This is a genomic window from Pseudomonas sp. NY15463 (assembly GCF_048068415.1).
In the GTDB taxonomy this organism is placed as follows: domain Bacteria; phylum Pseudomonadota; class Gammaproteobacteria; order Pseudomonadales; family Pseudomonadaceae; genus Aquipseudomonas; species Aquipseudomonas mosselii_C.
The window spans coordinates 32,165-57,264 of the sequence record NZ_JBLUQD010000005.1; the positions used below are offsets into that span (position 1 = coordinate 32,165).

The 25,100-nt window shown below is 61.3% G+C and carries 21 protein-coding genes and 1 pseudogene; 18 read left to right on the forward strand and 4 right to left on the reverse strand.

The features are described from left to right. Positions 1–4: 4 nt before the first annotated feature. Positions 5–790: a TenA family transcriptional regulator gene (locus ACNFIC_RS13415; protein WP_138219538.1), complete on the forward strand. Its 786-nt coding sequence runs from the start codon at positions 5–7 to the stop codon at positions 788–790. A 71-nt stretch (positions 791–861) separates the two neighbouring features. Here the strand turns inward: ACNFIC_RS13415 and ACNFIC_RS13420 are convergent, their stop codons facing one another. The 4 genes from ACNFIC_RS13420 to ACNFIC_RS13435 form a co-directional block, all read right to left on the reverse strand. Continuing rightward, positions 862–1,602: a YciK family oxidoreductase gene (locus ACNFIC_RS13420; protein ID WP_138219537.1), complete on the reverse strand. Its 741-nt coding sequence runs from the start codon at positions 1,600–1,602 to the stop codon at positions 862–864. 121 nt (positions 1,603–1,723) lie between these two features. Beyond that, a complete protein-coding gene (mupP, locus tag ACNFIC_RS13425; protein ID WP_138219536.1) occupies positions 1,724–2,395 on the reverse strand; it encodes an N-acetylmuramic acid 6-phosphate phosphatase MupP in 672 nt (223 codons plus the stop codon). 2 nt (positions 2,396–2,397) lie between these two features. Further along, positions 2,398–3,096: a bifunctional 2-polyprenyl-6-hydroxyphenol methylase/3-demethylubiquinol 3-O-methyltransferase UbiG gene (ubiG, locus tag ACNFIC_RS13430; RefSeq protein ID WP_138219535.1), complete on the reverse strand. Its 699-nt coding sequence runs from the start codon at positions 3,094–3,096 to the stop codon at positions 2,398–2,400. A gap of 64 nt (positions 3,097–3,160) precedes the next feature. Beyond that, entirely contained in the window at positions 3,161–4,486 is a 1,326-nt protein-coding gene (locus tag ACNFIC_RS13435; RefSeq protein WP_416781374.1) for a TRZ/ATZ family hydrolase, read from the reverse strand. Positions 4,487–4,596: 110 nt separating this feature from the next. On the opposite strand from ACNFIC_RS13435, the gene mtnA reads away from it, so the two are divergent. The 17 genes and pseudogenes from mtnA (at position 4,597) to ACNFIC_RS13520 (ending at position 25,028) form a co-directional block, all read left to right on the forward strand. Continuing rightward, entirely contained in the window at positions 4,597–5,673 is a 1,077-nt protein-coding gene (mtnA, locus tag ACNFIC_RS13440; RefSeq protein ID WP_138219534.1) for an S-methyl-5-thioribose-1-phosphate isomerase, read from the forward strand. A gap of 260 nt (positions 5,674–5,933) precedes the next feature. Beyond that, positions 5,934–8,723: a DNA gyrase subunit A gene (gene gyrA, locus ACNFIC_RS13445; RefSeq protein ID WP_138219533.1), complete on the forward strand. Its 2,790-nt coding sequence runs from the start codon at positions 5,934–5,936 to the stop codon at positions 8,721–8,723. A gap of 226 nt (positions 8,724–8,949) precedes the next feature. Then, positions 8,950–10,035 (forward strand): 3-phosphoserine/phosphohydroxythreonine transaminase, encoded by a 1,086-nt coding sequence (gene serC, locus ACNFIC_RS13450; protein ID WP_171030945.1) that lies wholly within the window; start codon positions 8,950–8,952, stop codon positions 10,033–10,035. Beyond that, complete coding sequence (gene pheA / locus ACNFIC_RS13455; RefSeq protein ID WP_138219531.1) at positions 10,035–11,129, forward strand: prephenate dehydratase; 1,095 nt, start codon at positions 10,035–10,037, stop codon at positions 11,127–11,129. Before serC ends, pheA begins: the two co-directional genes overlap by 1 nt. Before the next feature lie 83 nt (positions 11,130–11,212). Next, positions 11,213–13,453 carry a bifunctional prephenate dehydrogenase/3-phosphoshikimate 1-carboxyvinyltransferase gene (locus tag ACNFIC_RS13460; protein ID WP_416781188.1) on the forward strand — a complete coding sequence of 747 codons (2,241 nt, stop codon included), beginning with the start codon at positions 11,213–11,215 and terminating at the stop codon, positions 13,451–13,453. Beyond that, positions 13,450–14,136, forward strand: a complete 687-nt coding sequence (gene cmk, locus ACNFIC_RS13465) for a (d)CMP kinase (RefSeq protein ID WP_138219529.1) — start codon at positions 13,450–13,452, stop codon at positions 14,134–14,136. Before ACNFIC_RS13460 ends, cmk begins: the two co-directional genes overlap by 4 nt. Positions 14,137–14,260: 124 nt before the next feature. Next, on the forward strand, positions 14,261–15,937 hold the full coding sequence (gene rpsA, locus ACNFIC_RS13470) for a 30S ribosomal protein S1 (RefSeq protein WP_138219528.1): 1,677 nt from the start codon (positions 14,261–14,263) through the stop codon (positions 15,935–15,937). Between the two features lie 195 nt (positions 15,938–16,132). Next, a complete protein-coding gene (gene ihfB, locus ACNFIC_RS13475) occupies positions 16,133–16,429 on the forward strand; it encodes an integration host factor subunit beta (protein WP_138219527.1) in 297 nt (98 codons plus the stop codon). Between the two features lie 20 nt (positions 16,430–16,449). Beyond that, positions 16,450–16,713, forward strand: a complete 264-nt coding sequence (locus tag ACNFIC_RS13480; protein WP_416781189.1) for a LapA family protein — start codon at positions 16,450–16,452, stop codon at positions 16,711–16,713. Positions 16,714–16,817: 104 nt separating this feature from the next. Continuing rightward, a complete protein-coding gene (locus tag ACNFIC_RS13485) occupies positions 16,818–18,245 on the forward strand; it encodes an MBL fold metallo-hydrolase RNA specificity domain-containing protein (RefSeq protein WP_416781190.1) in 1,428 nt (475 codons plus the stop codon). Positions 18,246–18,419: 174 nt separating this feature from the next. Then, positions 18,420–19,733: a UDP-N-acetyl-D-glucosamine 6-dehydrogenase gene (wbpA, locus tag ACNFIC_RS13490; RefSeq protein ID WP_416781191.1), complete on the forward strand. Its 1,314-nt coding sequence runs from the start codon at positions 18,420–18,422 to the stop codon at positions 19,731–19,733. Between the two features lie 16 nt (positions 19,734–19,749). Beyond that, complete coding sequence (wbpB, locus tag ACNFIC_RS13495; protein ID WP_416781192.1) at positions 19,750–20,700, forward strand: UDP-N-acetyl-2-amino-2-deoxy-D-glucuronate oxidase; 951 nt, start codon at positions 19,750–19,752, stop codon at positions 20,698–20,700. 153 nt (positions 20,701–20,853) lie between these two features. Next, entirely contained in the window at positions 20,854–22,668 is a 1,815-nt protein-coding gene (locus ACNFIC_RS13500) for an acyltransferase family protein (protein ID WP_416781193.1), read from the forward strand. Continuing rightward, positions 22,665–23,249 (forward strand): UDP-2-acetamido-3-amino-2,3-dideoxy-D-glucuronate N-acetyltransferase, encoded by a 585-nt coding sequence (wbpD, locus tag ACNFIC_RS13505; protein ID WP_153786954.1) that lies wholly within the window; start codon positions 22,665–22,667, stop codon positions 23,247–23,249. Before ACNFIC_RS13500 ends, wbpD begins: the two co-directional genes overlap by 4 nt. Continuing rightward, the gene (locus ACNFIC_RS13510) at positions 23,246–24,337 is read left to right on the forward strand and encodes a DegT/DnrJ/EryC1/StrS family aminotransferase (protein ID WP_416781194.1); all 1,092 of its coding nucleotides are present in this window, start codon (positions 23,246–23,248) and stop codon (positions 24,335–24,337) included. Before wbpD ends, ACNFIC_RS13510 begins: the two co-directional genes overlap by 4 nt. 191 nt (positions 24,338–24,528) lie before the next feature. Continuing rightward, positions 24,529–24,774: pseudogene (locus tag ACNFIC_RS13515) on the forward strand (transposase); the annotation flags it as partial. Positions 24,775–24,788: 14 nt separating this feature from the next. Continuing rightward, on the forward strand, positions 24,789–25,028 hold the full coding sequence (locus tag ACNFIC_RS13520; protein WP_416781383.1) for a hypothetical protein: 240 nt from the start codon (positions 24,789–24,791) through the stop codon (positions 25,026–25,028). The last annotated feature ends 72 nt before the right edge of the window (positions 25,029–25,100 follow it).

The following is a 25,100-nucleotide window of genomic DNA, read 5'->3' on the forward strand; positions in this document are numbered from 1 at the left end:
GACAGTGATTGATGCGTTCGTACGGATCGGACCCTTGATGGATCCGGCCAGTTATCCAGACTGGGCCCAGCAACTGATCGAGGATTGTCGGGAAAGCAAGCGCAGGGTGGTCGAGCATGAGTTCTACCAGCGCCTGCGCGATGGACAGCTACGCGCCTCGACCATTCGCCAATACCTGATCGGTGGTTGGCCGGTGGTGGAACAGTTCTCGTTGTACATGGCCCATAACCTGCAAAAGACCCGCTATGGTCGCCATCCTGGTGAGGACATGGCGCGGCGTTGGCTGATGCGCAATATTCGCGTCGAGCTCAATCATGCCGACTATTGGCTGCACTGGTGTCAGGCCCATGGTGTCCACTTGCACGAGTTGCAGGCGCAGGATGTGCCGCCGGAACTCAATGGCTTGAACGACTGGTGTTGGCGGGTATGTACCACCGAGTCCTTGGCCATCGCCATGGCCGCCACCAACTACGCCATCGAGGGCGCCACGGGCGAGTGGTCGGCGGTGGTCTGTTCCAGCGACACCTATGCCCAAGGCTTCCCCGAGGACACGCGCAAGCGTGCGATGAAGTGGTTGAAGATGCATGCGCAGTACGACGATGCGCACCCCTGGGAGGCCCTTGAGATCATCTGCACCCTGGCGGGCGAAAACCCCACCTTAGGTTTGCGTACCGAGCTGCGCCGGGCGGTGTGCAAGAGCTACGACTGCATGTTCCTGTTCCTGGAGCGCTGCATGCAGCTGGAAGGGCGTCAGCAAGGGCGCCTGCGTCCGGCGCTGGCGGCAGGCTGAAAACATCGCGGGGCCAGTCCGTGCCTGCGCGCCGGTCAGCGCGTAGGCACGGACTGGCCCCGCGACAGGTTTTACTGCGCGTTCAGTGCTTGCCCGTTCACATCCTTGCTGTCAGGCCCCATCAGGTACAGGTACACCGGCATGATGTCTTCAGGCAGTGGATTGTTCTGCGGGTTTTCACTCGGGTACGCCTGGGCGCGCATGGCGGTACGCGTGGCACCTGGGTTGATGCTGTTGGCGCGCACCGGCGCAACGCCTTCCAGCTCGTCGGCCAGGGTCTGCATCAGGCCCTCGGTGGCGAACTTCGAAACCCCATAGGCCCCCCAGTAGGCCCGGCCCTTGCGCCCGACGCTGCTGGAGGTGAACACCACCGAGGCGTCTTCGGAGAGCTTGAGCAGCGGTAGCAGGGTGCTGGTGAGCATGAACGTGGCGTTGACGTTGATGTGCATCACGCGCATGAAGTTGTCGCCGGACAACTGTTCGGTCGGCGTGCGTGGGCCGATGATCGAGGCGTTGTTGAGCAGGCCGTCAAGGCGTCCGAACTGTTCCTCGATCATGACCGCCAACTCGTCATATTGATGGGGCAGGGCGGTTTCGAGGTTGAACGGAATCACTACCGGTTGCGGATGCCCGGCGGCTTCGATCTGGTCGTAGACTTCGTTGAGGTTGGCCTCGGTCTTACCCAGCAGCAGCACGGTGGCGCCCAGGGCTGCATAGGCTTTGGCAGCGGCAGCGCCGATCCCGCGGCCGGCACCAGTGACCAGGATGATGCGACCCTTGAGCAGGTCGGGGCGGGCGGTGTAGTCGAACATGAGTCAGTCCCTAGAGTGGTAGCTGCAAGCTTCGAGCTGCAAGCTGCAAGAAAAAGCCGGTCGTACGCCGATCTGCTTGCTCTTGCAGCTCGAAGCTCGAAGCTTGCAGCTCATAGCTTTATCAGCAGCCGCACAGCGCGCTGTCGATGACTTTGCGCAGCTCCAGCGGGTGGTCCACCACCACATCGGCGCCCCAGTTATTGGGGTTGTCCTGCGGATGAATATAGCCGTAGCGCACGGCAGCGGTGCGCGTGCCGGCGTCGCGGCCGGACTCGATGTCGCGCAGGTCGTCACCGACGAACAAGACGCTGGCCGGATCCAGGTTCAGGGTCTTGCAGGCCAGGATCAGTGGCTCGGGATCGGGCTTGCTGTTCTTCACGTGATCGGGGCAGATCAACAGCGCCGAACGCTCGGCCAGCCCCAGGCGCTGCATGATCGGCTCGGCGAAGCGCACGGGCTTGTTGGTGACCACGCCCCAGAGCAGGTTGCCGCGCTCGATGTCGGCCAGCAGTTCCGGCATGCCGTCGAACAATTTGCTGTGCACCGCGCAGTCGCGTTGGTAGCGCTCGAGGAACTCCAGGCGCAAGGCTTCGAAGCCCTCTGCCTGCGGGTCCATGGCGAAGGTGGCGGCCACCATGGCGCGGGCGCCACCGGAAATCACGTCGCGGATGCACGCGTCGTCGATGGCCGGCAGGCCGCGGTCGGCGAGCATCGCCTGGCAGATCGCGATGAAGTCCGGCGCGGTGTCCAGCAGCGTGCCGTCCATGTCGAAGAGTACTGCTCGCAAGCGCATGCTCATTCCTCGCGCAGGGTCTGGATCATGTAGTTGACGTCGACGTCGGTGCTCAGCTTGTAGTGCTTGGTCAGCGGGTTGTAGGTCAGGCCGACGATATCTTTCACTTCAAGGCCGGCGGCACGGCTCCAGGCGCCCAGCTCGGAGGGGCGGATGAATTTCTTGAAGTCATGGGTGCCGCGCGGCAGCATCTTGAGGATGTACTCGGCGCCAATGATGGCCAGCAGGTAAGCCTTGGGGTTGCGGTTGATGGTGGAGAAGAACACCTGGCCGCCGGGCTTGACCATGCGGTAGCAGGCGCGGATCACCGACGAGGGGTCGGGTACGTGTTCGAGCATTTCCAGGCAGGTGACCACGTCGAACTGCCCAGGCATCTCCTCGGCCAGGGCTTCGGCGGTGATCTGCCGGTACTCGACCTGCACGCCTGACTCCAGCTGATGTAGCTGTGCCACGGCCAGCGGGGCCTCACCCATGTCGATGCCGGTCACGTTGGCGCCGCGCTGGGCCATGGCTTCGCTCAGGATGCCGCCGCCGCAACCGACATCGAGCACCCGCTTGCCGGCAAGGCCCACGCGTTCGTCGATCCAGTTGACCCGCAGTGGGTTGATGTCGTGCAGGGGCTTGAACTCGCTCTCGCGGTCCCACCAGCGGTGGGCCAGGGCTTCGAACTTGGCGATTTCGGCGTGGTCGACGTTGCTCATCTGAACAGTCCTCTGAAGCTTTGATAAATAGTGTCACAGGGCGACAGCCGCAGCTGCCGGCCGATCATTCGTCGCGCCCGCCAATGCGAGCGCCCCAGGCGCGAGCGTTGGCGCTCAGCGCGTGTTCGTCCATGCGTGTCAGGCGGCGGTCCAGCAGCAATGGCTGGCCTGCGACCCAAACGTCTTTCACGCAGTCACGGCCGGTGGCGTAGATCAGTTGCGAGACCGGGTCGTGCACCGGTTGTTGCAGCAAGCCCGACAGATCGAAGGCGGTGATGTCTGCCGCCTTGCCCAGCTCCAGCGATCCGGTAAGCGTCTCCAGCCCCAGCGCGCGTGCGCCATTGAGGGTGGCCATGCGCAGGGCTCGGTGGGCATCCAGCGCTGTGGCCGAGCCAGCCACTGCCTTGGCCAGCAAGGCGGCGGTGCGGGTTTCGCCAAGCAGGTCGAGGTCGTTGTTGCTGGCAGCGCCGTCGGTGCCGATGGCGACGTTGACCCCGGCCTGCCAAAGCCGCTCCACCGGGCAGAAGCCGCTGGCCAGCTTGAGGTTGGATTCGGGGCAGTGGACCACGCTGGTGTTGCTTTCTACCAGCAGCGCCAGGTCCTCGTCGCTGACCTGGGTCATGTGCACCGCCTGCAGGTTGGGCCCGAGCAAGCCCAGGCGGGCGAGCCGCGCCAGAGGGCGCTCGCCGTTGTCCTTGAGCGCCTGCTCGACTTCATCGGCGGTCTCGTGGATGTGCATGTGCACGGGGGCATCCAGCTGGTCGGCGACCACGCGGATCTGCTCCAGGGTGGCGTCGCCGAGGGTGTATGGGGCGTGCGGGCCCAGGGCCATGCGGATGCGCGGGTGGTCGCGCAGTTCGCCGAACAGCTCGATGGCCTGGTGCAGGGCTTCTGGTGCGGTGGCGGCGCCGGGGATGGGGAAGTCCAGCAGTGGCGCGGCGATTTGCGCGCGTATGCCACTGGCGTGCACGCGCTCGCAGGCCTGGCGTGGGAAGAAGTACATGTCGGCGAAGCAGGTGATGCCACCTTTGAGTTGCTCGGCGATGGCCAGGTCGGTGCCATCGCGCACAAAAGCCTCGCTCACCCAGCGGCCCTCGGCCGGCCAGATGTGCTCCTTGAGCCAGGTCATCAACGGCAGGTCGTCGGCCAGGCCGCGGAACAGGGTCATGGCGGCGTGGCCGTGGGCGTTGACCAGCCCTGGGCTCAACAGGCAGTGCGGCAGCTCGCGCACCTGTTGTGCCTGAGGGGCCCGTTCACGAGGGCCAAGCCAGGCGATCAGGCCGTCACGTACGCCCAGTGCGTGGCCTTTGAGCACAACGCCTGCCGGCTCGACGGGCACCAGCCATTGCGGCACCAGTAGCAGGTCGAGAGGGGGCGTGTTGGTGGGCATGCGTGGCATCTACCTGGATCGTTCGGTTAAACGCGCAGTATACCCGAGCGCCTGTGGCTGGGGGTCGCTATAATCGCCGGCTTTTCATGGTCGGTTGGCGGGGAGTGGCGATGCGCGAGCAACTTTTGGCGGCAGAAACGGTGACGGGCATCCAGTGGCGCGATGGCGCCTTGCACCTGCTCGATCAGCGTCTGTTGCCGCTCGAGCAGCACTGGCTGACCTGCGTCGATGTGGTGCAAGTGGCCGAGGCGATTGGCGATATGGCCGTACGCGGCGCGTCGGCGATTGGTATCTGCGCCGCTTATGGGTTGGTGCTGGCCCTGCGCGAGCGACTGGCCGAAGGCGATGACTGGGAGCAAGCGCTGGAGGAAGACTTCATGCTGCTGGCCGAAACCCGGCCTACGCCGGCCAATCTGTTCTGGGCGCTCAATCGCATGCGCGAGCGCCTGCAACGCCTGCGTGCGGGTGAAGATGCCCTGGCGGCGCTGGAAGCTGAAGCTATCGCCATCCATGACAGCGACCGCGAGGCCAATCTGACCATGGCCGAATTCGGCCTTGAACAGATCCGCCGCCACCAAGGCAGCGAGCAGACCTTGCTCACCCACGGTAACGCAGGGGCGCTGGGCTCTGGCGGCTTTGGGACTGCGTTGGGCGTGATTCGCGCCGCGGCGCTGGAGGGGATGGTCGGGCAGGTATATGTCTGCGAGTCGCGCCCTTGGTTGCAGGGCTCGCGCCTGACGGCCTGGGAGCTGGCCCTGGATGGTCTGCCGGTGACGCTGGTGGTTGATGCTGCCGCCGGGCATCTGATGAAGACCAAAGGCATTACCTGGGTGGTGGTGGGGGCCGACTGCATCGCGGCCAATGGCGATGTGGCGGCGAAAATCGGTACTTACCAGATGGCCGTGGCGGCGATGCACCACGGCCTGCGCTTCATGGTGGTGGCGCCGAGCACCAGCATCGATCTTAATCTGGCCACCGGTGAAGACATTCCGCTGGAAGTGCGTGGCGTGGAAGAGCTGTTGGAGGTGGAAGGTATCCAGGTGACGGCCGATGTAGACGCCTACAACCCGGTGGTGGACGTGACTCCTGCTGACCTGATCGATGTGATCGTCACCGAAAAAGGCGTGGTCGAGCGGCCAGATGCGGCGAAAATCGCTCAGTTGGTGTGTCGCAAGCGCCTGCATTGACGGGCCTGTGAAAGGTTGCAGGGGGATGGGGTCAGCCGCTGGTGCGGCCCCTTGCCATATCTCCCATGCGCCCAGCCTTTGTGGTAACATCCGGCAGTTTCCAAGGCCGCCCAGGCGCGCGGTCTTCATTGCGCAGATCCATGGCACAACTCATTGATTTGTCGTATGTCGTCGCACCTTACTAACGCTGCGGCGGCGAGCTTCGTTCGTCCTTCGAGGGATCAGGCGAAGTTTCACCAGAAAAAGGAATCAGGCTTCTCATGGGCGAACTGGCCAAAGAAATCCTCCCGGTCAATATCGAAGACGAACTGAGACAGTCTTACCTCGACTACGCGATGAGCGTGATTGTCGGGCGAGCGCTGCCCGATGCACGTGACGGCTTGAAGCCCGTGCATCGCCGCGTGCTGTACGCGATGAGCGAACTGGGCAACGACTGGAACAAACCGTACAAGAAATCCGCCCGTGTGGTCGGTGACGTGATCGGTAAGTATCACCCGCACGGCGACACGGCTGTGTACGACACCATCGTGCGTATGGCGCAGCCGTTCTCGCTGCGTTACCTGCTGGTCGACGGTCAGGGCAACTTCGGCTCGGTGGACGGCGACAACGCCGCCGCGATGCGTTACACCGAAGTGCGCATGGCCAAGCTGGCCCACGAGCTGCTGGCCGACCTGCACAAGGAAACCGTCGACTGGGTGCCCAACTACGATGGCACCGAACAGATCCCGGCGGTCATGCCGACCAAGATCCCCAACCTGCTGGTCAACGGCTCCAGTGGTATCGCCGTGGGCATGGCCACCAACATTCCGCCGCACAACCTGGGCGAAGTGATCGATGGCTGCCTGGCGCTGATCGACAATTCTGACATCACGGTCGATGAACTGATGCAGTTCATCCCGGGCCCTGACTTCCCCACTGCCGGCTTGATCAACGGTCGCCAGGGCATCATCGAGGCCTACCGCACTGGCCGTGGGCGCATCTACATGCGTGCCCGTTCGGAAATCGAAGACATCGACAAGGTCGGTGGTCGCCAGCAGATCGTCGTCACCGAGCTGCCTTACCAGTTGAACAAGGCACGCTTGATCGAGAAGATCGCCGAACTGGTCAAAGAGAAGAAGATCGAAGGCATCACCGAGCTGCGCGACGAGTCCGACAAGGACGGTATGCGTATCGTCATCGAGCTGCGTCGCGGCGAGGTGCCGGAGGTGGTGCTCAACAACCTCTATCAGCAGACCCAGCTGCAAAGCGTGTTCGGCATCAACATCGTCGCCCTGATCGACGGTCGTCCGCGCTTGCTCAATCTCAAGGACCTGCTCGAAGCGTTCGTTCGTCACCGCCGTGAAGTGGTGACCCGCCGTACCGTGTTCGAGCTGCGCAAAGCCCGCGAGCGTGGCCACATCCTCGAAGGCCAGGCGGTCGCGCTGTCCAACATCGACCCGGTCATCGCCCTGATCAAGGCCTCGCCGACGCCATCCGAGGCCAAGGAAGCGCTGATCAGCACCGCCTGGGAATCCAGTGCCGTGCAACTGATGGTCGAGCGCGCCGGTGCCGACTCCTGCCGTCCGCAAGACCTGCCGGAGCAATATGGCCTGCGTGAGGGCAAGTACTACCTGTCACCAGAACAGGCCCAGGCGATCCTGGATCTGCGTCTGCACCGCCTGACTGGTCTGGAACACGAGAAGCTGCTGGCCGAGTACCAAGAGATCCTCGAGCAGATCGGTGAGCTGATCCGCATCCTCAGCAGCGCCCAGCGCCTGATGGAAGTGATTCGCGAAGAACTCGAAGCGATTCGCGCCGAATATGGCGATGCGCGTCGCACCGAAATCCTCGATGCCCGCCACGACCTCAACTACGGCGACATGATCCCCGAAGAAGAGCGCGTGGTGACCATTTCCCATGGCGGCTACGCGAAAACCCAGCCGCTGACGGCCTATCAGGCCCAGCGCCGCGGTGGCAAGGGCAAGTCGGCCACTGGCGTCAAGGACGAGGACTACATCGAGCACCTGCTGGTCGCCAACAGCCATGCCACGTTGCTGCTGTTCTCCAGCAAGGGCAAGGTCTACTGGCTCAAGACCTACGATATTCCTGAGGCGTCCCGTGCCGCGCGCGGTCGCCCAATGGTCAACCTGCTGCCGCTTGAAGAGGGCGAGCGCATCACGGCGATGCTGCAGATCGATCTGGAGGCCCTGCAGCAGAGCGCAGGTGCCGACGAGGATCTGGATGAGGTCGAAGACGCCGTGCTCGAAGGCGAGGTGATCGAAGCCGAGGAAGTCGACGAGGAAGACGGCGATACCGCTGAGTGGGCCGCCGAGCCGACCGGAGCCTACATCTTCATGGCCACCGCTTCCGGTACGGTCAAGAAGACCCCGCTGGTGCAGTTCGCCCGTCCGCGCTCCAATGGCCTGATCGCCCTCAAGCTCAAGGAAGGTGACACCCTGATCGCTGCGGCCATTACCGACGGCGCCAAGGAAGTCATGATGTTCTCCGACGCCGGCAAGGTGATCCGCTTCGCTGAGAGCGTGGTGCGCGAGATGGGCCGTAACGCCCGTGGCGTGCGCGGCATGAAGCTGGGCAAAGGTCAGCGCATCATCTCGATGCTGATTCCTGAGTCCGGCGCGCAGATCCTCACCGCTTCGGAGCGTGGCTTCGGCAAGCGCACGCCGCTGTCGAAATTCCCACGTCGTGGTCGTGGTGGCCAGGGCGTCATCGCGATGGGCACCAAGGGGCGCAACGGCCTGTTGATTGGCGCGATCCAGGTGCAGGAAGGCGAGGAGATCATGCTGATTTCCGACCAAGGCACGCTGGTGCGCACGCGGGTGGGTGAAGTGTCCAGCCTGGGGCGTAATACCCAAGGCGTGACGCTGATCAAACTGGCTGCCGACGAGACGCTGGTTGGTCTGGAGCGCGTTCAGGAGCCCTCCGAGGACGATGTCGATGATCTCGGCGACATCGATGATGTCATCGTTGACGTCGCTACCGCCATCGCCGCCGACGTGCTGGACGTGGCAGATGACGACAGCGCCGGCGCTGAAGAGGCGCCGCAAGAGTAAGCAAGTGCTACAACCCGAGCGGGGCGACCAAGGTCGCCCCGTTTGACTGATTACGGCAGGCAACGCTGAACCTGTAGGAGCGGCCTGGTGCCGCGAAAGGGGCGCGAAGCGGCCCCAGGTTTCAGTGGTGCTGCTATGCAGCCCTTCGCGGCACCAGGCCGCTTCTACAGGGGTGGCGTGGCCTACAGATTTACGATTTGTTCTATTTGGCAGAGCGAGAGTGGATGTGAGCAAACGAGCCTTTAACTTCTGCGCAGGCCCTGCCGCGCTTCCTGACGCTGTCCTGCAGCGTGCCCAGGCCGAAATGCTGGACTGGCGTGGCAAGGGCTTGTCGGTGATGGAAATGAGCCATCGCAGCGATGACTACGTTGCCATCGCCGAAAAGGCCGAGCAGGATCTGCGCGATCTGCTGTCCGTCCCCTCCAACTACAAGATCCTGTTCCTGCAGGGTGGTGCCAGCCAGCAGTTCGCCGAGATTCCGCTGAACCTGCTGCCGGAAAACGCTACCGCCGACTACGTCGAAACCGGTATCTGGTCGAAGAAGGCCATCGAAGAGGCGCGCCGCTTCGGTAACGTCAATGTTGCCGCTAGCGCCAAGCCCTTCGACTACCTGGCCATCCCTGGCCAGAATGAGTGGAACCTGACCAAGAACGCTGCATACGTCCACTATGCGTCCAACGAGACCATCGGTGGCTTGCAGTTCGACTGGGTGCCTGAGACGGGTGATGTGCCGCTGGTGGTGGACATGTCCTCCGACATTCTCTCCCGCCCGATCGATGTGTCGCAGTACGGCCTGATCTACGCCGGTGCGCAGAAAAATATCGGTCCGAGCGGCCTGGTGGTGGTGATCGTGCGCGAGGACCTGCTGGGGCGGGCTCGCAGTAGCTGCCCGACCATGCTCGACTACAAGGTGTCTGCCGACAACGGCTCGATGTACAACACGCCGGCCACCTACTCCTGGTATCTCTCGGGCCTGGTGTTCGAGTGGCTCAAGGAGCAAGGCGGCGTCGCGGCCATGGAGCAGCGCAACCGCGCCAAGAAAGACCGCTTGTACGGCTACATTGATGCCAGCGACTTCTATACCAACCCGATCAGCCATAACGCCCGTTCGTGGATGAACGTACCCTTCCGTTTGGCTGACGAGCGTCTGGACAAGGCTTTCCTGGCCGGTGCCGATGCCCGTGGCCTGCTCAATCTTAAGGGGCATCGGTCGGTCGGTGGCATGCGTGCCTCGATCTACAACGCCCTGGGCCTGGAAGCGGTCGAGGCGCTGGTGGCCTATATGGCTGAATTCGAGAAGGAGCACGGCTGATGTCCGATCAGGAGCTCAAGGCCCTGCGGGTGCGCATCGACAGTCTCGACGAGAAGATTCTCGAGCTGATCAGTGAGCGTGCCCGTTGCGCCCAGGAGGTGGCCAAGGTCAAGACTGCCTCGCTGGCTGAAGGTGAGAAGCCGGTGTTCTACCGTCCCGAGCGCGAAGCCGCCGTGCTCAAGCGCGTGATGGAGCGCAATCGCGGGCCGTTGGGTAACGAAGAGATGGCGCGCTTGTTCCGCGAGATCATGTCTTCGTGCCTGGCCTTGGAAGAACCGCTCAAAGTCGCCTATCTCGGCCCTGAGGGCACGTTCACCCAGGCAGCGGCCATGAAGCACTTTGGCCACGCCGTGGTCAGTCGTCCAATGGCGGCCATCGACGAAGTGTTCCGCGAAGTGGCGGCCGGTGCCGTGAACTTCGGTGTGGTGCCGGTGGAAAACTCCACCGAGGGCGCGGTCAGTCACACGCTGGACAGCTTCCTCGAGCACGACATGGTCATTTGCGGCGAGGTGGAGCTGCGTATTCACCACCATCTTCTGGTGGGCGAGAGCACCAAGACCGACAGCATCACGCGTATCTATTCCCACGCCCAATCGTTGGCCCAGTGCCGCAAGTGGCTGGATGCTCACTACCCGAATGTCGAGCGCGTGGCGGTATCCAGCAACGCTGAAGCCGCCAAGCGGGTCAAGGGCGAGTGGAACTCTGCGGCGATCGCGGGCGACATGGCGGCAAACCTTTACGGGTTGACGCGTCTGGCCGAGAAGATCGAAGACCGCCCGGACAACTCTACGCGCTTCCTGATGATTGGCAGCCAGGAAGTGCCGCCGACGGGCGACGACAAGACCTCGATCATCGTCTCGATGAGCAACAAGCCGGGCGCGCTGCATGAACTGTTGGTACCGTTCCACGAGAATGGCATTGACCTGACGCGTATCGAGACCCGTCCGTCGCGCAGTGGCAAGTGGACCTACGTGTTCTTCATCGACTTCGTCGGTCATCACCGTGATCCGCTGATCAAGGCGGTGCTGGAGAAGATCAGTCAGGAAGCCGTGGCACTGAAGGTGCTCGGGTCCTATCCGAAGGCGGTGCTCTAAGGCTTTGCGCGCCCTCTGCGGGGTCGCCTCGGCCCACGCAGAGGGCAACAGACTGTCTGGATTCATGAACAGGGTTCGCACTCGTGGTTAATGCTGTAACAAACAATCCCGCGCCGCTCGTCGGCCGGCTCGTGGTGGTAGGCCTTGGCCTGATCGGTGGCTCCTTCGCCAAGGGGCTGCGTGAAAGCGGCCTGTGCCGTGAGGTGGTCGGGGTCGACCTGGATGCCGAGTCGCGCCGTCAGGCCGTGGTGCTGGGCGTGGTAGATCGCTGCGAGGAAGACCTGGCGGCGGCCTGCGTCGGTGCCGACGTGATCCAGCTGGCGGTGCCAATCCTGGCCATGGAGAAGGTTCTGGCGCGACTGGCGCAGCTCGATCTGGGGGCGGCGGTTATCACCGATGTTGGCAGTGCCAAGGGCAACGTGGTACGTGCCGCTCGCGAGGCCTTTGCCGAGCGCCTGGCGCGCTTCGTGCCTGGTCATCCCATCGCCGGCTCCGAGCAGAGCGGGGTGGAGGCTTCCAATGCTGCCTTGTTCCGTCGGCATAAGGTTATTCTCACGCCGCTGCCCGATACCGACCCGGCTGCACTGGCGCTGGTCGACCGACTGTGGCGTGCGCTGGATGCTGATGTCGAGCACATGCCGGTGGAGCGTCATGACGAAGTCCTGGCGGCCACCAGCCATCTGCCACATCTGCTGGCGTTCGGTCTGGTCGACTCGCTGGCCAAGCGCAATGAAAACCTGGACATCTTCCGGTACGCTGCGGGAGGCTTTCGCGATTTCACAAGAATCGCCGGCAGTGACCCGATCATGTGGCATGACATCTTCCTCGCCAACCGGGAAGCGGTCCTGCGCACTCTTGACACATTTCGCAGCGACCTCGACGCCTTGCGCGACGCGGTCGATGCTGGGGACGGGCACCAACTGCTGGGTGTGTTCACCCGCGCTCGGGTTGCCCGCGAGCATTTCAGTAAAATCCTGGCCCGTCGGGCCTATGTGGACGCTATGAACGCCAACGACCTGATTTTCCTGGCCCAACCTGGTGGCCGCGTATCCGGACGGATTCGCGTACCGGGTGACAAGTCGATTTCCCACCGCTCGATCATGCTCGGCTCGCTGGCCGAAGGCACCACCGAGGTCGAAGGTTTCCTCGAGGGTGAAGATGCCCTCGCCACGCTGCAAGCGTTTCGCGACATGGGTGTGGTCATCGAAGGCCCGCATCACGGCCGCGTCACCATTCACGGTGTCGGGCTGCATGGCCTGAAGCCGCCGCCCGGTCCGATCTACCTGGGCAACTCGGGCACCTCGATGCGCCTGCTGTCCGGCTTGCTGGCCGCGCAGCCGTTCGACGTCACCATGACCGGCGACGCTTCGCTGTCCAAGCGTCCGATGAACCGTGTCGCCAACCCACTGCGCGAGATGGGGGCGGTGGTCGAAACCGGTCCTGAGGGGCGTCCGCCGCTGACCATTCGTGGCGGGCGCACGCTCAAAGCCCTCGACTACACGCTGCCGATGGCCAGTGCCCAGGTCAAATCCTGCCTGCTGCTGGCTGGCTTGTACGCCGAAGGCACTACTACCGTCACCGAGCCTGCGCCTACCCGTGACCACACCGAGCGCATGCTGCGCGGCTTTGGTTATTCGGTGTCGTCCAATGGCCCGGTCGCCTCGCTGCAGGCGGGCGGCAAGCTGACCGCTACGCGTATCGAAGTGCCGGCTGACATTTCCTCGGCAGCCTTCTTCCTGGTGGCCGCGTCCATCGCCGAAGGCTCGGAGCTGGTGCTGGAGCATGTTGGTATCAACCCGACCCGTACCGGTGTGATCGATATCCTGCGCCTGATGGGCGGTGACATCACCCTGGAAAACCAACGTGAAGTTGGCGGTGAGCCGGTGGCTGATCTGCGGGTGCGCGGGGCGAAGCTCAAGGGCATCGAGATCCCTGAGCACCTCGTACCGTTGGCCATCGATGAATTCCCGGTGCTGTTCGTTGCTGCGGCCTGCGCCGAAGGGCGTACCGTGTTGCGTGGCGCTGAGGAGCTGCGCGTGAAGGAGTCCGATCGTATCCAGGTGATGGCCGATGGGCTGATTGCCTTGGGCGTCAAATGCGAACCGACCCCAGACGGCATCATCATCGATGGCGGCCAGATCGGTGGCGGTGAAGTGCACGGTCACGGCGATCACCGTATCGCCATGGCCTTCAGTATCGCGTCGCTGCGTGCCAGTGCGCCGATCACGATCCATGACTGTGCCAACGTCGCCACCTCGTTCCCCAACTTCCTGGCGCTGTGCAAGGAAGTGGGCATTCGCGTCGCAGAAGAGGCCAACTCGTGAACCTCTTGGCGCCGGTTATCACCATCGACGGGCCGAGCGGTTCGGGCAAGGGCACCGTCGCGGGCTTGCTGGCCCGCGAGCTGGGCTGGAAGTTGCTCGATTCCGGCGCGCTCTACCGCTTGCTGGCGTTCAATGCCAGCAATCACGGCGTCGACTTGACCAACGAAGAGTTGCTCAAGGCGTTGGCGGCCCATCTGGATGTGCAGTTCATCGCCGCTGAGCCGGGCAAGTTGCAGCAGATCATTCTCGAAGGTGAGGATGTCAGCAACGTGATCCGCACTGAGACGGTCGGCGCGGGAGCCTCGATGGTCGCCTCGCTGCCAGCGGTGCGCGAAGCATTGCTGCAGCGTCAACGCGCATTTCGTGAGGCACCGGGGTTGATTGCCGACGGTCGCGACATGGGCACTGTGGTGTTCCCCGATGCACCGCTCAAGGTGTTCCTGACCGCCAGTGCCGAGGAGCGCGCCCGCCGCCGCTACCTGCAGTTGAAGGGCAAGGGCGAAGATGTTAGTCTGTCAAGTCTGCTAGATGAGATCCGTGCGCGCGATGAGCGTGATACCCAGCGTGCAGTGGCCCCGCTAAAGCCGGCGGCCGATGCCATTCAGCTGGATTCCACGGAGTTGTCCATTGAGCAGGTGCTGCAACGCATCAGAAGCGAGCTCGCATTGCGCGACCTCCTCTGATGGAGAGGAGAGCGGGCAGGGGCACCAGTCATCGTCCTGCCGGCTTTTCTTTACTTAAACGAAACCCACATTGTCTGGAGTGTGGCGATGGGCGTTTGTTTCGCCCGAATCTACAGGAATTAAAATGAGCGAAAGCTTTGCAGAACTCTTTGAAGAAAGCCTGAAAACCCTCAATCTTCAGCCGGGTGCCATCATCACCGGTATCGTCGTCGACATCGACGGCGACTGGGTTACCGTTCACGCTGGCCTGAAGTCCGAGGGCGTCATCCCGCTCGAGCAGTTCATCAACGAAGCTGGCGAGCTGACCATCAAGGTCGGTGACGAAGTTCACGTTGCGCTGGACGCGGTCGAAGACGGCTTTGGCGAAACCAAGCTGTCCCGTGAAAAAGCCAAGCGCGCCGAGTGCTGGATTGTTCTGGAAGCTGCTTTCGCTGCTGAAGAAGTGGTCAAGGGCGTTATCAACGGTAAGGTTAAAGGCGGCTTCACTGTCGACGTTAACGGCATCCGTGCGTTCCTGCCGGGCTCCCTGGTTGATGTCCGCCCCGTGCGCGACACCACCCACCTGGAAGGCAAAGAGCTGGAATTCAAGGTCATCAAGCTGGACCAGAAGCGCAACAACGTTGTCGTTTCCCGTCGCAGCGTCCTGGAAGCCGAAAACAGCGCCGAGCGCGAAGCTCTGCTGGAATCGCTGCAGGAAGGCCAACAGGTCAAAGGTATCGTCAAGAACCTCACCGACTACGGTGCATTCGTTGACCTGGGCGGCGTCGATGGTCTGCTGCACATCACCGACATGGCCTGGAAGCGTATCAAGCATCCGTCCGAGATCGTCAACGTTGGCGACGAGATCGACGTCAAGGTCCTGAAGTACGATCGCGAGCGCAACCGCGTTTCGCTGGGTCTGAAGCAACTGGGTGAAGACCCATGGGTTGCTATCAAAGCCCGTTACCCAGAGAGCACTCGTGTGACTGCTCGCGTCACCAACCTGACCGACTACGGCTGCTTCGCTGAGCTGGAAGAAGGCGTTGAAGGTCTGGTGCACGTTTCTGAAATGGACTGGACCAACAAGAACATCCACCCGTCGAAAGTCGTTCAGGTTGGCGACGAAGTGGAAGTCATGGTTCTGGACATCGACGAAGAGCGTCGTCGTATCTCCCTGGGTATCAAGCAGTGCAAATCGAACCCATGGGAAGACTTCTCCGGCCAGTTCAACAAGGGTGACAAGATCACCGGTACCATCAAGTCGATCACTGACTTCGGTATCTTCATTGGCCTGGACGGCGGCATCGACGGTCTGGTTCACCTGTCCGACATTTCCTGGAACGAAGCTGGCGAAGAAGCCGTGCGTCGCTTCAAGAAGGGCGACGAGCTGGAAACCGTCATCCTGTCGGTTGATCCGGAGCGCGAGCGCATCTCCCTGGGCATCAAGCAGCTGGAAGACGATCCGTTCTCCAACTTCGTTGCTGTCAACGACAAGGGCGCTATCGTCAAAGGTATCGTCAAGGAAGTTGACGCCAAGGGCGCTATCGTGACCCTGGCCGACGACATCGAAGCCACTCTGAAAGCTTCCGAAATCAGCCGTGACCGCGTTGAAGACGCCCGTAACGTGCTGAAGGAAGGCGAAGAGATCGAAGCTAAGATCATCAGCGTCGACCGCAAGTCCCGCGTCATCAGCCTGTCCATCAAGTCGAAGGACGATGCTGAAGAGCGCGAAGCCATCCAGAGCCTGAAGAACGCTCCGGAAGCGGCTGCCGATACCACCATGGCTGCGCTGCTGCGCGAAGCAATGGCCAAACAGAACTGAGTTCTGTTTGATCGGTGAAAAAGGGTGGCCTACGGGCCACCCTTTTTTTTGTGTTTTTCGGGTAGCGCACTGGTTTTTGCCTGCGCCAATCTTGAATTTTTTTGTTTAGTCAAGAAGCGCCCTGTTCAAATCTGCCCGAGCGTGCTACAAACTGGTTAAGCAATGATCTAGCTGCTTGATAACGAAGGGAAAAATATGACGAAGTCGGAGCTGATCGAACGTATTGTCACCCATCAGGGGCTGCTCTCGTCCAAGGACGTGGAACTGGCCATCAAGACCATGCTTGAGCAGATGTCACAATGCTTGGCCACTGGTGATCGTATCGAGATCCGCGGCTTTGGCAGCTTTTCACTGCACTACCGTGCTCCACGGGTAGGGCGCAATCCCAAGACCGGCCAGTCGGTCAGCCTCGAAGGCAAGTATGTGCCTCACTTCAAGCCTGGCAAGGAATTGCGTGACCGGGTCAATGAAGAAGAGCATGAAGTCACCTGAGTCGGCAAAGGAACAGACTGATGCGTAACCTCAAGCGTGCCATTCTGGCGCTGTTCGTGCTGCTATTGGCAGCGGTCGTGTTGTTTTTCGTGCTGGAAAATCAGCAGGCAGTCTCCCTGGTACTGTTCGGTTGGGCGGCGCCGGAGGTGCCGGTTGCGGTGCTGGTAATCGCCGCATTGGTGCTAGGCCTGGCGGTAGGTCCGCTGCTCGGGGCTTATGGATTGATGCGCGGTAAGCGCAATATCCGGGCGAGTGCTCGCCGTGAAGCGCTGGCTGGACGCTAAGCAGACATTTCCTACCTGAGGTGGTGCGTTCGCAGTCTTTGTCGTAGAGGGGTGAAGTGACTTAATGGCGCACTTCTTCCCTGGGCCGCAAAGGACGCTGTGCAATGATACTTCCCTCCATCTCTCATCATGGTGGCACCCGTGGTGTCACAGGCTCCTGTCACCAACTGCACCTCGATGACTCCACCAGCCTGCTGATTGATTGCGGGTTGGAGCAGGGCCAGGATGCCCGTGGAGAGTCTTGGGGCGCGCTTGGCTTCGATGTAGCGGGTATCCAGGCGCTCATCGTCACTCATGTGCATCTGGATCATGTCGGTCGCATTCCGGCGCTCTTTGCTGCTGGCTTTCGTGGCCCAATCTTTTGTAGCGAACCTTCTGCCAAGTTGCTGCCGTTGGTGCTCGAGGACGCCTACAAGCTCGAAATCAGTCGTGAGCCCTCGCATGTCGCCCGCTACCTGAAGTTCTTACAGGCGCGTATCGTTGCGCTGGCCTTCGATCAGTGGCATGTGGTCGTGGAGCGGCCTGATATGCGCTGCGCGATACGCCTTCAGCGAGCGGGGCACCTGCTCGGTTCGGCCTATGTAGAGTGCGAGATCGGACGAGGTGAGGCGGCGCTGCGAGTGGTTTTCTCGGGGGATCTGGGGGCGCCCGACAATCCACTGCTGCGCCCATTGGCGCCACCTGAGCGGGCTGACCTGCTGGTGCTCGAAAGCACCTACGGCGACCGCTTGCACCCAGACCGCAGCGAGCGGCGCAAGGCGCTCGAAGTGGCGATCGACAGGGCGCTGGCCGATGAAGGCACGATTCTTATTCCAGCCTTCAGCCTGGGGCGAACCCAGGAGTTGCTGTATGAGCTGGAGGACATCCTTCACCGCAAGGCGCTGCTGAACGAGCCTGGTGGTAGGGTGGAAGGCAACTTCCGCCAGTGGTCGCGGTTGCCGGTCATTCTCGATTCGCCCTTGGCGCGGCGCATCACCGCTGTCTATCGGGAGCTGCACCAGTACTGGCGGGCCGAAGCCAGCGGTCGTTTGCTGCAGGGCCGTGAACCGTTGGGGTTCCGTCAACTCATCACCATTGACAGTCATGCCCAGCATCAACAGGTGGTGAATCATCTCAAGAGTACGGGGCGGCCGGCGATTGTCATCGCTGGCAATGGCATGTGCTCGGGTGGGCGTATCGTCAACTACCTCAAGGCCATGCTGGGGGACCCTCGGCATGAAGTGATCTTCGTGGGCTATCAGGCCAAGGGCACGCCGGGCGCGGTGATCCAGGCCAGTGAGGGGGCAGAAGGCTTCGTGCAGATCGATCTTGATGGGCAGATGTACGACATTCGCGCCAAGGTGATGACGTTGAGTGGGTATTCCGGGCATGCGGATCAGGCGGGGTTGGTGCGCTTTGCGCTAGGTGGGCGTGAGCCGGCGGGGCGAGTGGTGTTGGTGCATGGCGAGCAGGAGGCGAAACGGGCATTGGCCGAGGCGTTGAAAGCCACCCATGCGCGCCTCGCTCACCCGATCGAGGTGGCGATTCCCTGAGTGCTCGGGCGCTGATGGGGTTGTGTGTTGTGGTACCGACTGTCGCGCCCCTAATTTTCAGAAGCCTTCGCGACGCAGTAAGGGCATAATACGCCGTTTAAATTTCGGCGCGCATGCATGCGCCCGCGATCGGTGCTTGAGCCGTTCAAGCGTAATGCAAGGGGAGTTCTCAGTATGTCGGTTACCAAGCAGGAAACCATCGCCAGGTTCAAGAGCCGGGAGGCGTTGATCGGCATCGTCGGCCTCGGTTATGTGGGCTTGCCGTTGATGCTGCGCTACAACGCCATTGGTTATCGGGTGCTGGGTATCGATATCGACGCGTCCAAGACCGCACGCCTGAATGCCGGTGAGAGCTACATCGAGCACATTCCCGCTGCGCAGATTGCCTCAGCCCGCAGCAGTGGCTTCGAAGCCACGTGCGATTTCCAGCGCGTGGCCGAGTGCGATGCACTGATCCTGTGCGTGCCGACCCCCTTGAACAAGTATCGCGAGCCGGACATGAGCTTCGTGATCAACACCACCGAGGCGATCCGCCCCTACCTGCGTGCCGGGCAGGTCGTGTCGCTGGAAAGCACCACCTACCCAGGTACGACCGAGGAAGAGCTGCTGCCACGCGTCGAGCAGGGCGGCCTAGTGGTAGGCGAAAGCATTTTCCTGGTCTACTCGCCAGAGCGCGAAGACCCGGGCAACCCCAACTTCGAAACCCGCACTATTCCAAAGGTGATAGGTGGTCACACCCCTGCGTGCCTGGAAGTGGGCGTTGCGCTGTACGAGCAGGCCATCGATCGTGTGGTGCAGGTCAGCTCGACCAAGGCTGCCGAGATGACCAAGCTGCTGGAGAACATCCACCGCGCGGTGAACATCGGCCTGGTCAACGAGATGAAGGTCGTCGCCGATCGCATGGGGATCGACATCTTCGAGGTTGTCGATGCCGCCGCCACCAAGCCGTTCGGCTTCACCCCTTACTATCCCGGCCCTGGCTTGGGTGGGCACTGCATCCCGATCGACCCGTTCTACCTAACCTGGAAGGCCCGTGAGTACGGCTTGCACACGCGTTTCATCGAATTGTCCGGTGAAGTGAATCAGGCGATGCCGGAGTATGTGGTCGGCAAGCTGATGGATGGTCTGAACGAGTCGGCCAAGGCGCTCAAGGGCAGCAAGGTCCTGGTGCTGGGTATCGCCTACAAGAAGAACGTCGACGACATGCGCGAATCGCCGTCGGTGGAAATCATGGAACTGCTTGAAGCTAAGGGCTGTGTGGTTGCCTACAGCGACCCGCACGTGCCGGTCTTCCCGAAAATGCGCGAGCACCATTTCGACCTGTCCAGCGTGGCGCTGAACGCGCAGAGCCTGGCCGCGTTCGATGCGGTGATTCTCGCGACCGATCACGATAAGTTCGACTATGAACTGATCAAGCAGCATGCGCAGCTGATCGTCGACAGCCGCGGCAAGTACCGCGCCCCGGCCGACCACATCATCAAGGCCTGATCCAGGAGTGCCCCTTTTGAAACGTTTCGCCCTCATCGGTGCCGCTGGTTACATCGCACCACGCCACATGCGCGCCATCAAGGATACCGGCAATGAGCTGGTGTCGGCCTACGACATCAACGACTCGGTAGGCATCATCGATAGCCTGTCGCCGCAAAGTGAGTTCTTCACCGAGTTCGAGCGTTTTGCCGAGCATGCCTACCGCATCAAGCGCGACCCGGCCACCGCCCTGGACTATGTCGCGGTCTGCTCGCCCAACTATCTGCACCATGCCCATATCGCTGCGGGCCTGCGCCTTGGCTGCGATGTGATCTGCGAGAAGCCTTTGGTGCCAACCCCGGAAATTCTTGACGAGCTTGCCCAGGTCGAAAAGGAAACCGGCAAGCGTGTGTACAACATCTTGCAGTTGCGCCACCACCAAGCCATTCTCGATCTGAAGAGCAAAGTTGCGAATGAGCATCGGGATGGCAAGTACGAGGTCGAACTGACCTACATCACCTCGCGCGGCAAGTGGTACATGGAGAGCTGGAAGGGTGATCCGCGCAAATCCTTTGGTGTCGCTACCAATATTGGCGTGCATTTCTACGACATGCTGCACTTCATCTTCGGCAAGCTGCAACGCAACGTCGTGCACTTCGCTAATGATTACAAGGCCGCCGGTTACCTGGAGTATGAGAAGGCACGGGTGCGCTGGTTCCTGTCCATCGATGCGGGTGATCTGCCTGAGTCGGTCAAGGGCAAGAAGCCGACTTATCGCTCGATTACCGTCGATGGCGAGGAAATGGAGTTCTCCGAGGGTTTCACCGACCTGCACACCACCAGCTACCAGGAAATCCTTGCCGGTCGTGGCTATGGCATCGAAGATGCAAGGCATTGCGTGGAAACGGTGAACACGATTCGTTCGGCGAAGATTGAAGCGCCGGAGGATCAGGAAGGTCATCCATTCGTTCACGCGCTGCTGCGCTGATCGATGAGTGATGGGTGGCTGGCATTGGTCACCCGATTCCAGAGACATTCCTGTACAGGGCCGTGAATCAACGTGTTAAACGCAAAACCGACAATCCCAGGTGCCGGCTCCCCGGGGCGCTCGCAGAACAGCATCAGACTGGATATCCAGGGCTTGCGCGCGGTCGCGGTGCTGGCGGTATTGGTCTATCACGCCAATGCAGCCTGGTTGAAGGCCGGCTTCGTCGGTGTTGACGTATTTTTCGTCATTTCGGGTTTCATCATCACTGCGTTGCTGACTGAGCGCGGAGCAAAGGTCGAACTCGGTGCATTCTATGCCAGTCGTATCAAGCGAATCCTGCCCGCTTACCTGGCCATGTTACTGATTGTCTGCGTCGGGGCGGCGATTCTCTTCCTGCCCGCTGATTTCTCCCTGTTCTTCAAAAGCCTGAAATCATCATTGCTGTTTACCAGTAATCGTTATTTCGCGGATTTTGGCAGTTACTTTGCGCCTCAGGCACATGAACTGCCCTTGCTGCATACTTGGTCGCTTGCCATCGAGATGCAGTTCTATCTGTTCTTCCCGCTGTTAGTCATCCTGTTGCCCCGCGCCTGGCGGTTGCCTGTGTTCGTGGTGGCAGCACTGGCGTTGTTCGGCTGGAGTGGCATTCGCGTGCTCGGCGACAATACCGATGGCGCGCTTTACTTCTCGCTGCTAGCGCGAGTGCCCGAGTTCCTGGTCGGCGCTGTGATCATGCTGGCGCTGCGTGATCGGGAGCTGTCATTGCCGGTTGCAGCATCGCTCGGGGCGCTTGGTGCGCTTGTGCTGGGCAGTAGCCTTTGGCTGGTCGACCGCTCCTACTTCCCCGGCGTCTGGTCCATGCTGCCCTGCCTGGGTGCGGGGCTTTTGATCGCGGCGCGTCGAGGGCCAGTCAATAGCCTGCTGGCTTGCGCACCCTTGGTGTGGATCGGTGGTATTTCTTACTCGTTGTATCTGTGGCATTGGCCGGTTCTGGCCTTCATCCGCTACTACACCGGGGAGTACGTGTTGTCAGGTGCGTGGCTTGCGGTGTTCCTGTTGGCCACGCTATCGCTCGCCTGGCTATCGTACCGGTTTGTCGAGTTGCCGGTCCGGGCATCCGGGCGCATTCGTCGGCAACTGCCAAAGTGGGCGCTGGCCTTGGGCGTGCTGGTACTTTCGGCGATGGGTGCAAGGTTGCTGAACGAGCGCATCCTGGCACCCTTGCCGGTCGAGATGACAACCTACGCACCCGATGAGCAGATCTGCCACGGTACGTTGGTGGGCGAATGCAAGCGAGGCCGTGCGGATGCACCGGTTTCTGCCCTGGTCATTGGCGACAGCCATGCTGCCCAGTTGAACTTCTTCTTCGATGAAGTGGGGAATGAGCTTGGCACCGCCTACCGCCTGATCAGTTCGAGCAACTGCGTGCCATTCCCAGGCTTCGATGTCGAGCGACTGGCGGTGTGGGCTCAGCCAGGGTGCAAGGCGCAGATGAGCGTGGTCGCGGCTGATCTGCCGAACATGCAGAATGTCGTTATAGCTGGCATGTGGCAACTCCAGGTGCAGAGCCCTGCTTTTCTTGAAGGATTCGAAGTGTTCCTGCGCCGTGCCAGCCAGCAAGGCAAGGCAATTGTCGTGCTAGCCCAAGTGCCGATGTTTGTTTCGAACCCGCTGCGCCTGCGGCGTATCCATGAACTTGGGATGCCCGTGCAGGTGGTGGAGAATGACAGTTGGCGTTCGGCGAACGCCACGATCAGGAAAATTGCAAAAGGCATACCGGGCGTGACCTTCATCGACATGTCCGATGCCGATCTGTTCAAGCAGGCCCCTTATTACAACGGTTCCTTGATTTACCTGGACAATCACCACCTCAATCAGTTGGGCGCGCGTGAGTACGGCCATATTGCGGCAGACCAGTTCAGGCAGGTATTCAAACAGTTAATTGCGAACAAGAGCTCTGAGCTATGAACCATTATCAGCATGCCACTGCCATTGTGGACGAAGGCGCGCAGATCGGTAAGGATTCCCGCGTCTGGCATTTCGTACACGTTTGCGGCGGCGCCAGGATCGGTGCTGGCGTTTCCTTGGGCCAGAACGTGTTCGTGGGCAACAAGGTGGTGATCGGCGATCATTGCAAAGTCCAGAACAATGTCTCGGTCTATGACAACGTCACCCTCGAAGAGGGCGTGTTCTGTGGGCCGAGCATGGTGTTCACCAATGTGTACAATCCGCGTTCGCTGATTGAGCGCAAAAGCGAGTACCGCAACACGCTGGTACGCAAAGGGGCTACGTTGGGTGCCAACTGCACCATCGTCTGTGGTGTGACCATTGGCGAGTACGCCTTCGTGGGTGCTGGTGCGGTTATCAACAAGGATGTGCCGGCCTATGCCTTGATGGTGGGTGTGCCGGCACGTCAGATCGGCTGGATGAGCGAGTATGGCGAGCAGCTGGAACTGCCCCTCGAAGGCCAGGGGCGCGCGGTGTGCGAGCATAGCGGCGCGAACTACGTATTGAATGGCAAGGTGCTCGCCAAGGAGAGCGAACAATGATCGAGTTCATCGATTTGAAGGCGCAGCAGGCCATCATCAAAGACAAGATCGACGCGGGTATTCAGCGCGTCCTGTCACACGGCCAATACATCCTCGGCCCTGAAGTGGCCGAGCTGGAAGAGCGCCTGGCCGCGTTCGTCGGCAGCAAGCACTGCATCAGCTGCGCCAACGGTACCGATGCCTTGCAGATCGTCCAGATGGCGTTCGGCATCGGCCCAGGCGATGAAGTCATCACGCCAGGCTTCACCTATATCGCGACGGCAGAGACCGTTGCGTTGTTGGGCGCCAAGCCGATCTACGTGGATGTCGACCCACGCACCTACAACCTCGCCCCGGCGAAGCTGGAGGCGGCCATCACGCCGCGTACCAAGGCGATCATCCCGGTTTCTCTGTATGGCCAGTGCGCCGACTACGATGCGATCAATGCCATTGCCGCCAAGCACGGTATCCCGGTCATCGAGGATGCGGCGCAGAGCTTTGGTGCCAGTTACAATGGCAAGCGTTCGTGCAACCTGACCACCGTCGCCTGTACCAGCTTCTTCCCGAGCAAGCCCCTGGGCTGCTACGGCGATGGCGGCGCAATCTTCACCAATGACGATGAACTGGCCAAGGTGCTGCGCCAGATCGCCCGGCATGGCCAGGATCGTCGTTATCACCACATTCGTGTTGGTGTGAACAGCCGTCTGGACACCCTGCAGGCGGCGATTCTGTTGCCCAAGCTGGAAATTTTCGAAACTGAGCTGCAACAGCGTCAGCAGGTTGCCGAGCGCTATGCACAGCTGCTCGAGCAGCAGGGGATTGCCGCGCCATTCATCGCCGAAGGCAATACCTGTGCATGGGCCCAGTACACCGTCCAGGTCGAAGCCCGCGACAGCGTTCAGGAGCAGCTCAAGCAGGCCGGCATACCAACGGCCGTGCATTACCCGATCCCGCTCAATCAGCAGCCAGCGGTCAAGGACGAGCAGGTCAGCCTTCCCGTCGGTGATGCGATCGCCCGCAAGGTGATGAGCCTGCCGATGCACCCCTATCTTACCGAGACCGACCAGCAAGCCATCTGCGCTGCACTGGCGGCCGCTACCCGTATTTAAAGGAGTATACCTCCCCGTGAAAGTCCAAGGTTCCAAGATCCTCGTCATCGGCGGCGCCGGTTTCACGGAAGCCACGTAGTTTCCGAGCGGCTCAAGGAAGGCGTCGAACAGGTCGTTATCTACGACAACCTCGCCCGTGGCAAGCTCAGCAACGTTGCCGAGCAACTGAATACCCACGTTGCACCATGGACACCGGTGTCGAGAAGCGCGAAGAGCACGCTGAGCGTGAAGTCATCTGGCAGGTTACAGCCCGGCGCAGCACGTACAAAAAGTACGGAGAGGACAGTGTCTTGTACAAAGTGCTGCGCAAGATCGAGAAAGCAAAGGCCCAGGCTCGCGCCAAGGTCGAGCATCCGTTCCGGGTGATCAAGCGTCAGTTTGGCTATGAGAAAGTACGCTTTCGTGGAGTGGCCAAGAACACCGTGCAGAGGCTAACGAGTTCTTCGAGTTTATGCAGGCTTGCCTGGGCGTGGCGATCGGCACTTCGCCAGAAATGGCGAAACTTTTGCGGCCCTATGAGTGTGGGGTCGCCGCCGACTCCTTTGCCGCCAAATCCCTGGCTGCGTCGCTGCAATTACAGGATGGGGAGGCTGTGGCTACCTTCAAGCAGGCTTCCCATGCCGCTGCAGTCGAGTTGAACTATGAACACGACGGTGAGCGACTGTTGTCGGAACTGGCACGCCTGGCCTGAAACCGCGTGCATGGGCGGCAAAACAATGAAAGCATACGCCGAAATCTGCAGGTTTCGGCGCGCAGGCTCGGG

What these genes read in the sequence shown, in the direction of transcription:
- ihfB (WP_138219527.1), top strand. Translation starts at nt 16,133, where the DNA reads ATGACGAAGTCGGAGCTGATCGAACGTATTGTCACCCATCAGGGGCTG.
- ACNFIC_RS13485 (WP_416781190.1), top strand. Translation starts at nt 16,818, where the DNA reads ATGATACTTCCCTCCATCTCTCATCATGGTGGCACCCGTGGTGTCACA.
- pheA (WP_138219531.1), top strand. Translation starts at nt 10,035, where the DNA reads ATGTCCGATCAGGAGCTCAAGGCCCTGCGGGTGCGCATCGACAGTCTC.
- ubiG (WP_138219535.1), bottom strand. Translation starts at nt 3,096, where the DNA reads ATGAGCAACGTCGACCACGCCGAAATCGCCAAGTTCGAAGCCCTGGCC.
- rpsA (WP_138219528.1), top strand. Translation starts at nt 14,261, where the DNA reads ATGAGCGAAAGCTTTGCAGAACTCTTTGAAGAAAGCCTGAAAACCCTC.
- gyrA (WP_138219533.1), top strand. Translation starts at nt 5,934, where the DNA reads ATGGGCGAACTGGCCAAAGAAATCCTCCCGGTCAATATCGAAGACGAA.
- mtnA (WP_138219534.1), top strand. Translation starts at nt 4,597, where the DNA reads ATGCGCGAGCAACTTTTGGCGGCAGAAACGGTGACGGGCATCCAGTGG.
- ACNFIC_RS13435 (WP_416781374.1), bottom strand. Translation starts at nt 4,486, where the DNA reads ATGCCCACCAACACGCCCCCTCTCGACCTGCTACTGGTGCCGCAATGG.
- wbpA (WP_416781191.1), top strand. Translation starts at nt 18,420, where the DNA reads ATGTCGGTTACCAAGCAGGAAACCATCGCCAGGTTCAAGAGCCGGGAG.
- ACNFIC_RS13420 (WP_138219537.1), bottom strand. Translation starts at nt 1,602, where the DNA reads ATGTTCGACTACACCGCCCGCCCCGACCTGCTCAAGGGTCGCATCATC.
- ACNFIC_RS13520 (WP_416781383.1), top strand. Translation starts at nt 24,789, where the DNA reads ATGCAGGCTTGCCTGGGCGTGGCGATCGGCACTTCGCCAGAAATGGCG.
- ACNFIC_RS13480 (WP_416781189.1), top strand. Translation starts at nt 16,450, where the DNA reads ATGCGTAACCTCAAGCGTGCCATTCTGGCGCTGTTCGTGCTGCTATTG.
- ACNFIC_RS13510 (WP_416781194.1), top strand. Translation starts at nt 23,246, where the DNA reads ATGATCGAGTTCATCGATTTGAAGGCGCAGCAGGCCATCATCAAAGAC.
- wbpD (WP_153786954.1), top strand. Translation starts at nt 22,665, where the DNA reads ATGAACCATTATCAGCATGCCACTGCCATTGTGGACGAAGGCGCGCAG.
- mupP (WP_138219536.1), bottom strand. Translation starts at nt 2,395, where the DNA reads ATGCGCTTGCGAGCAGTACTCTTCGACATGGACGGCACGCTGCTGGAC.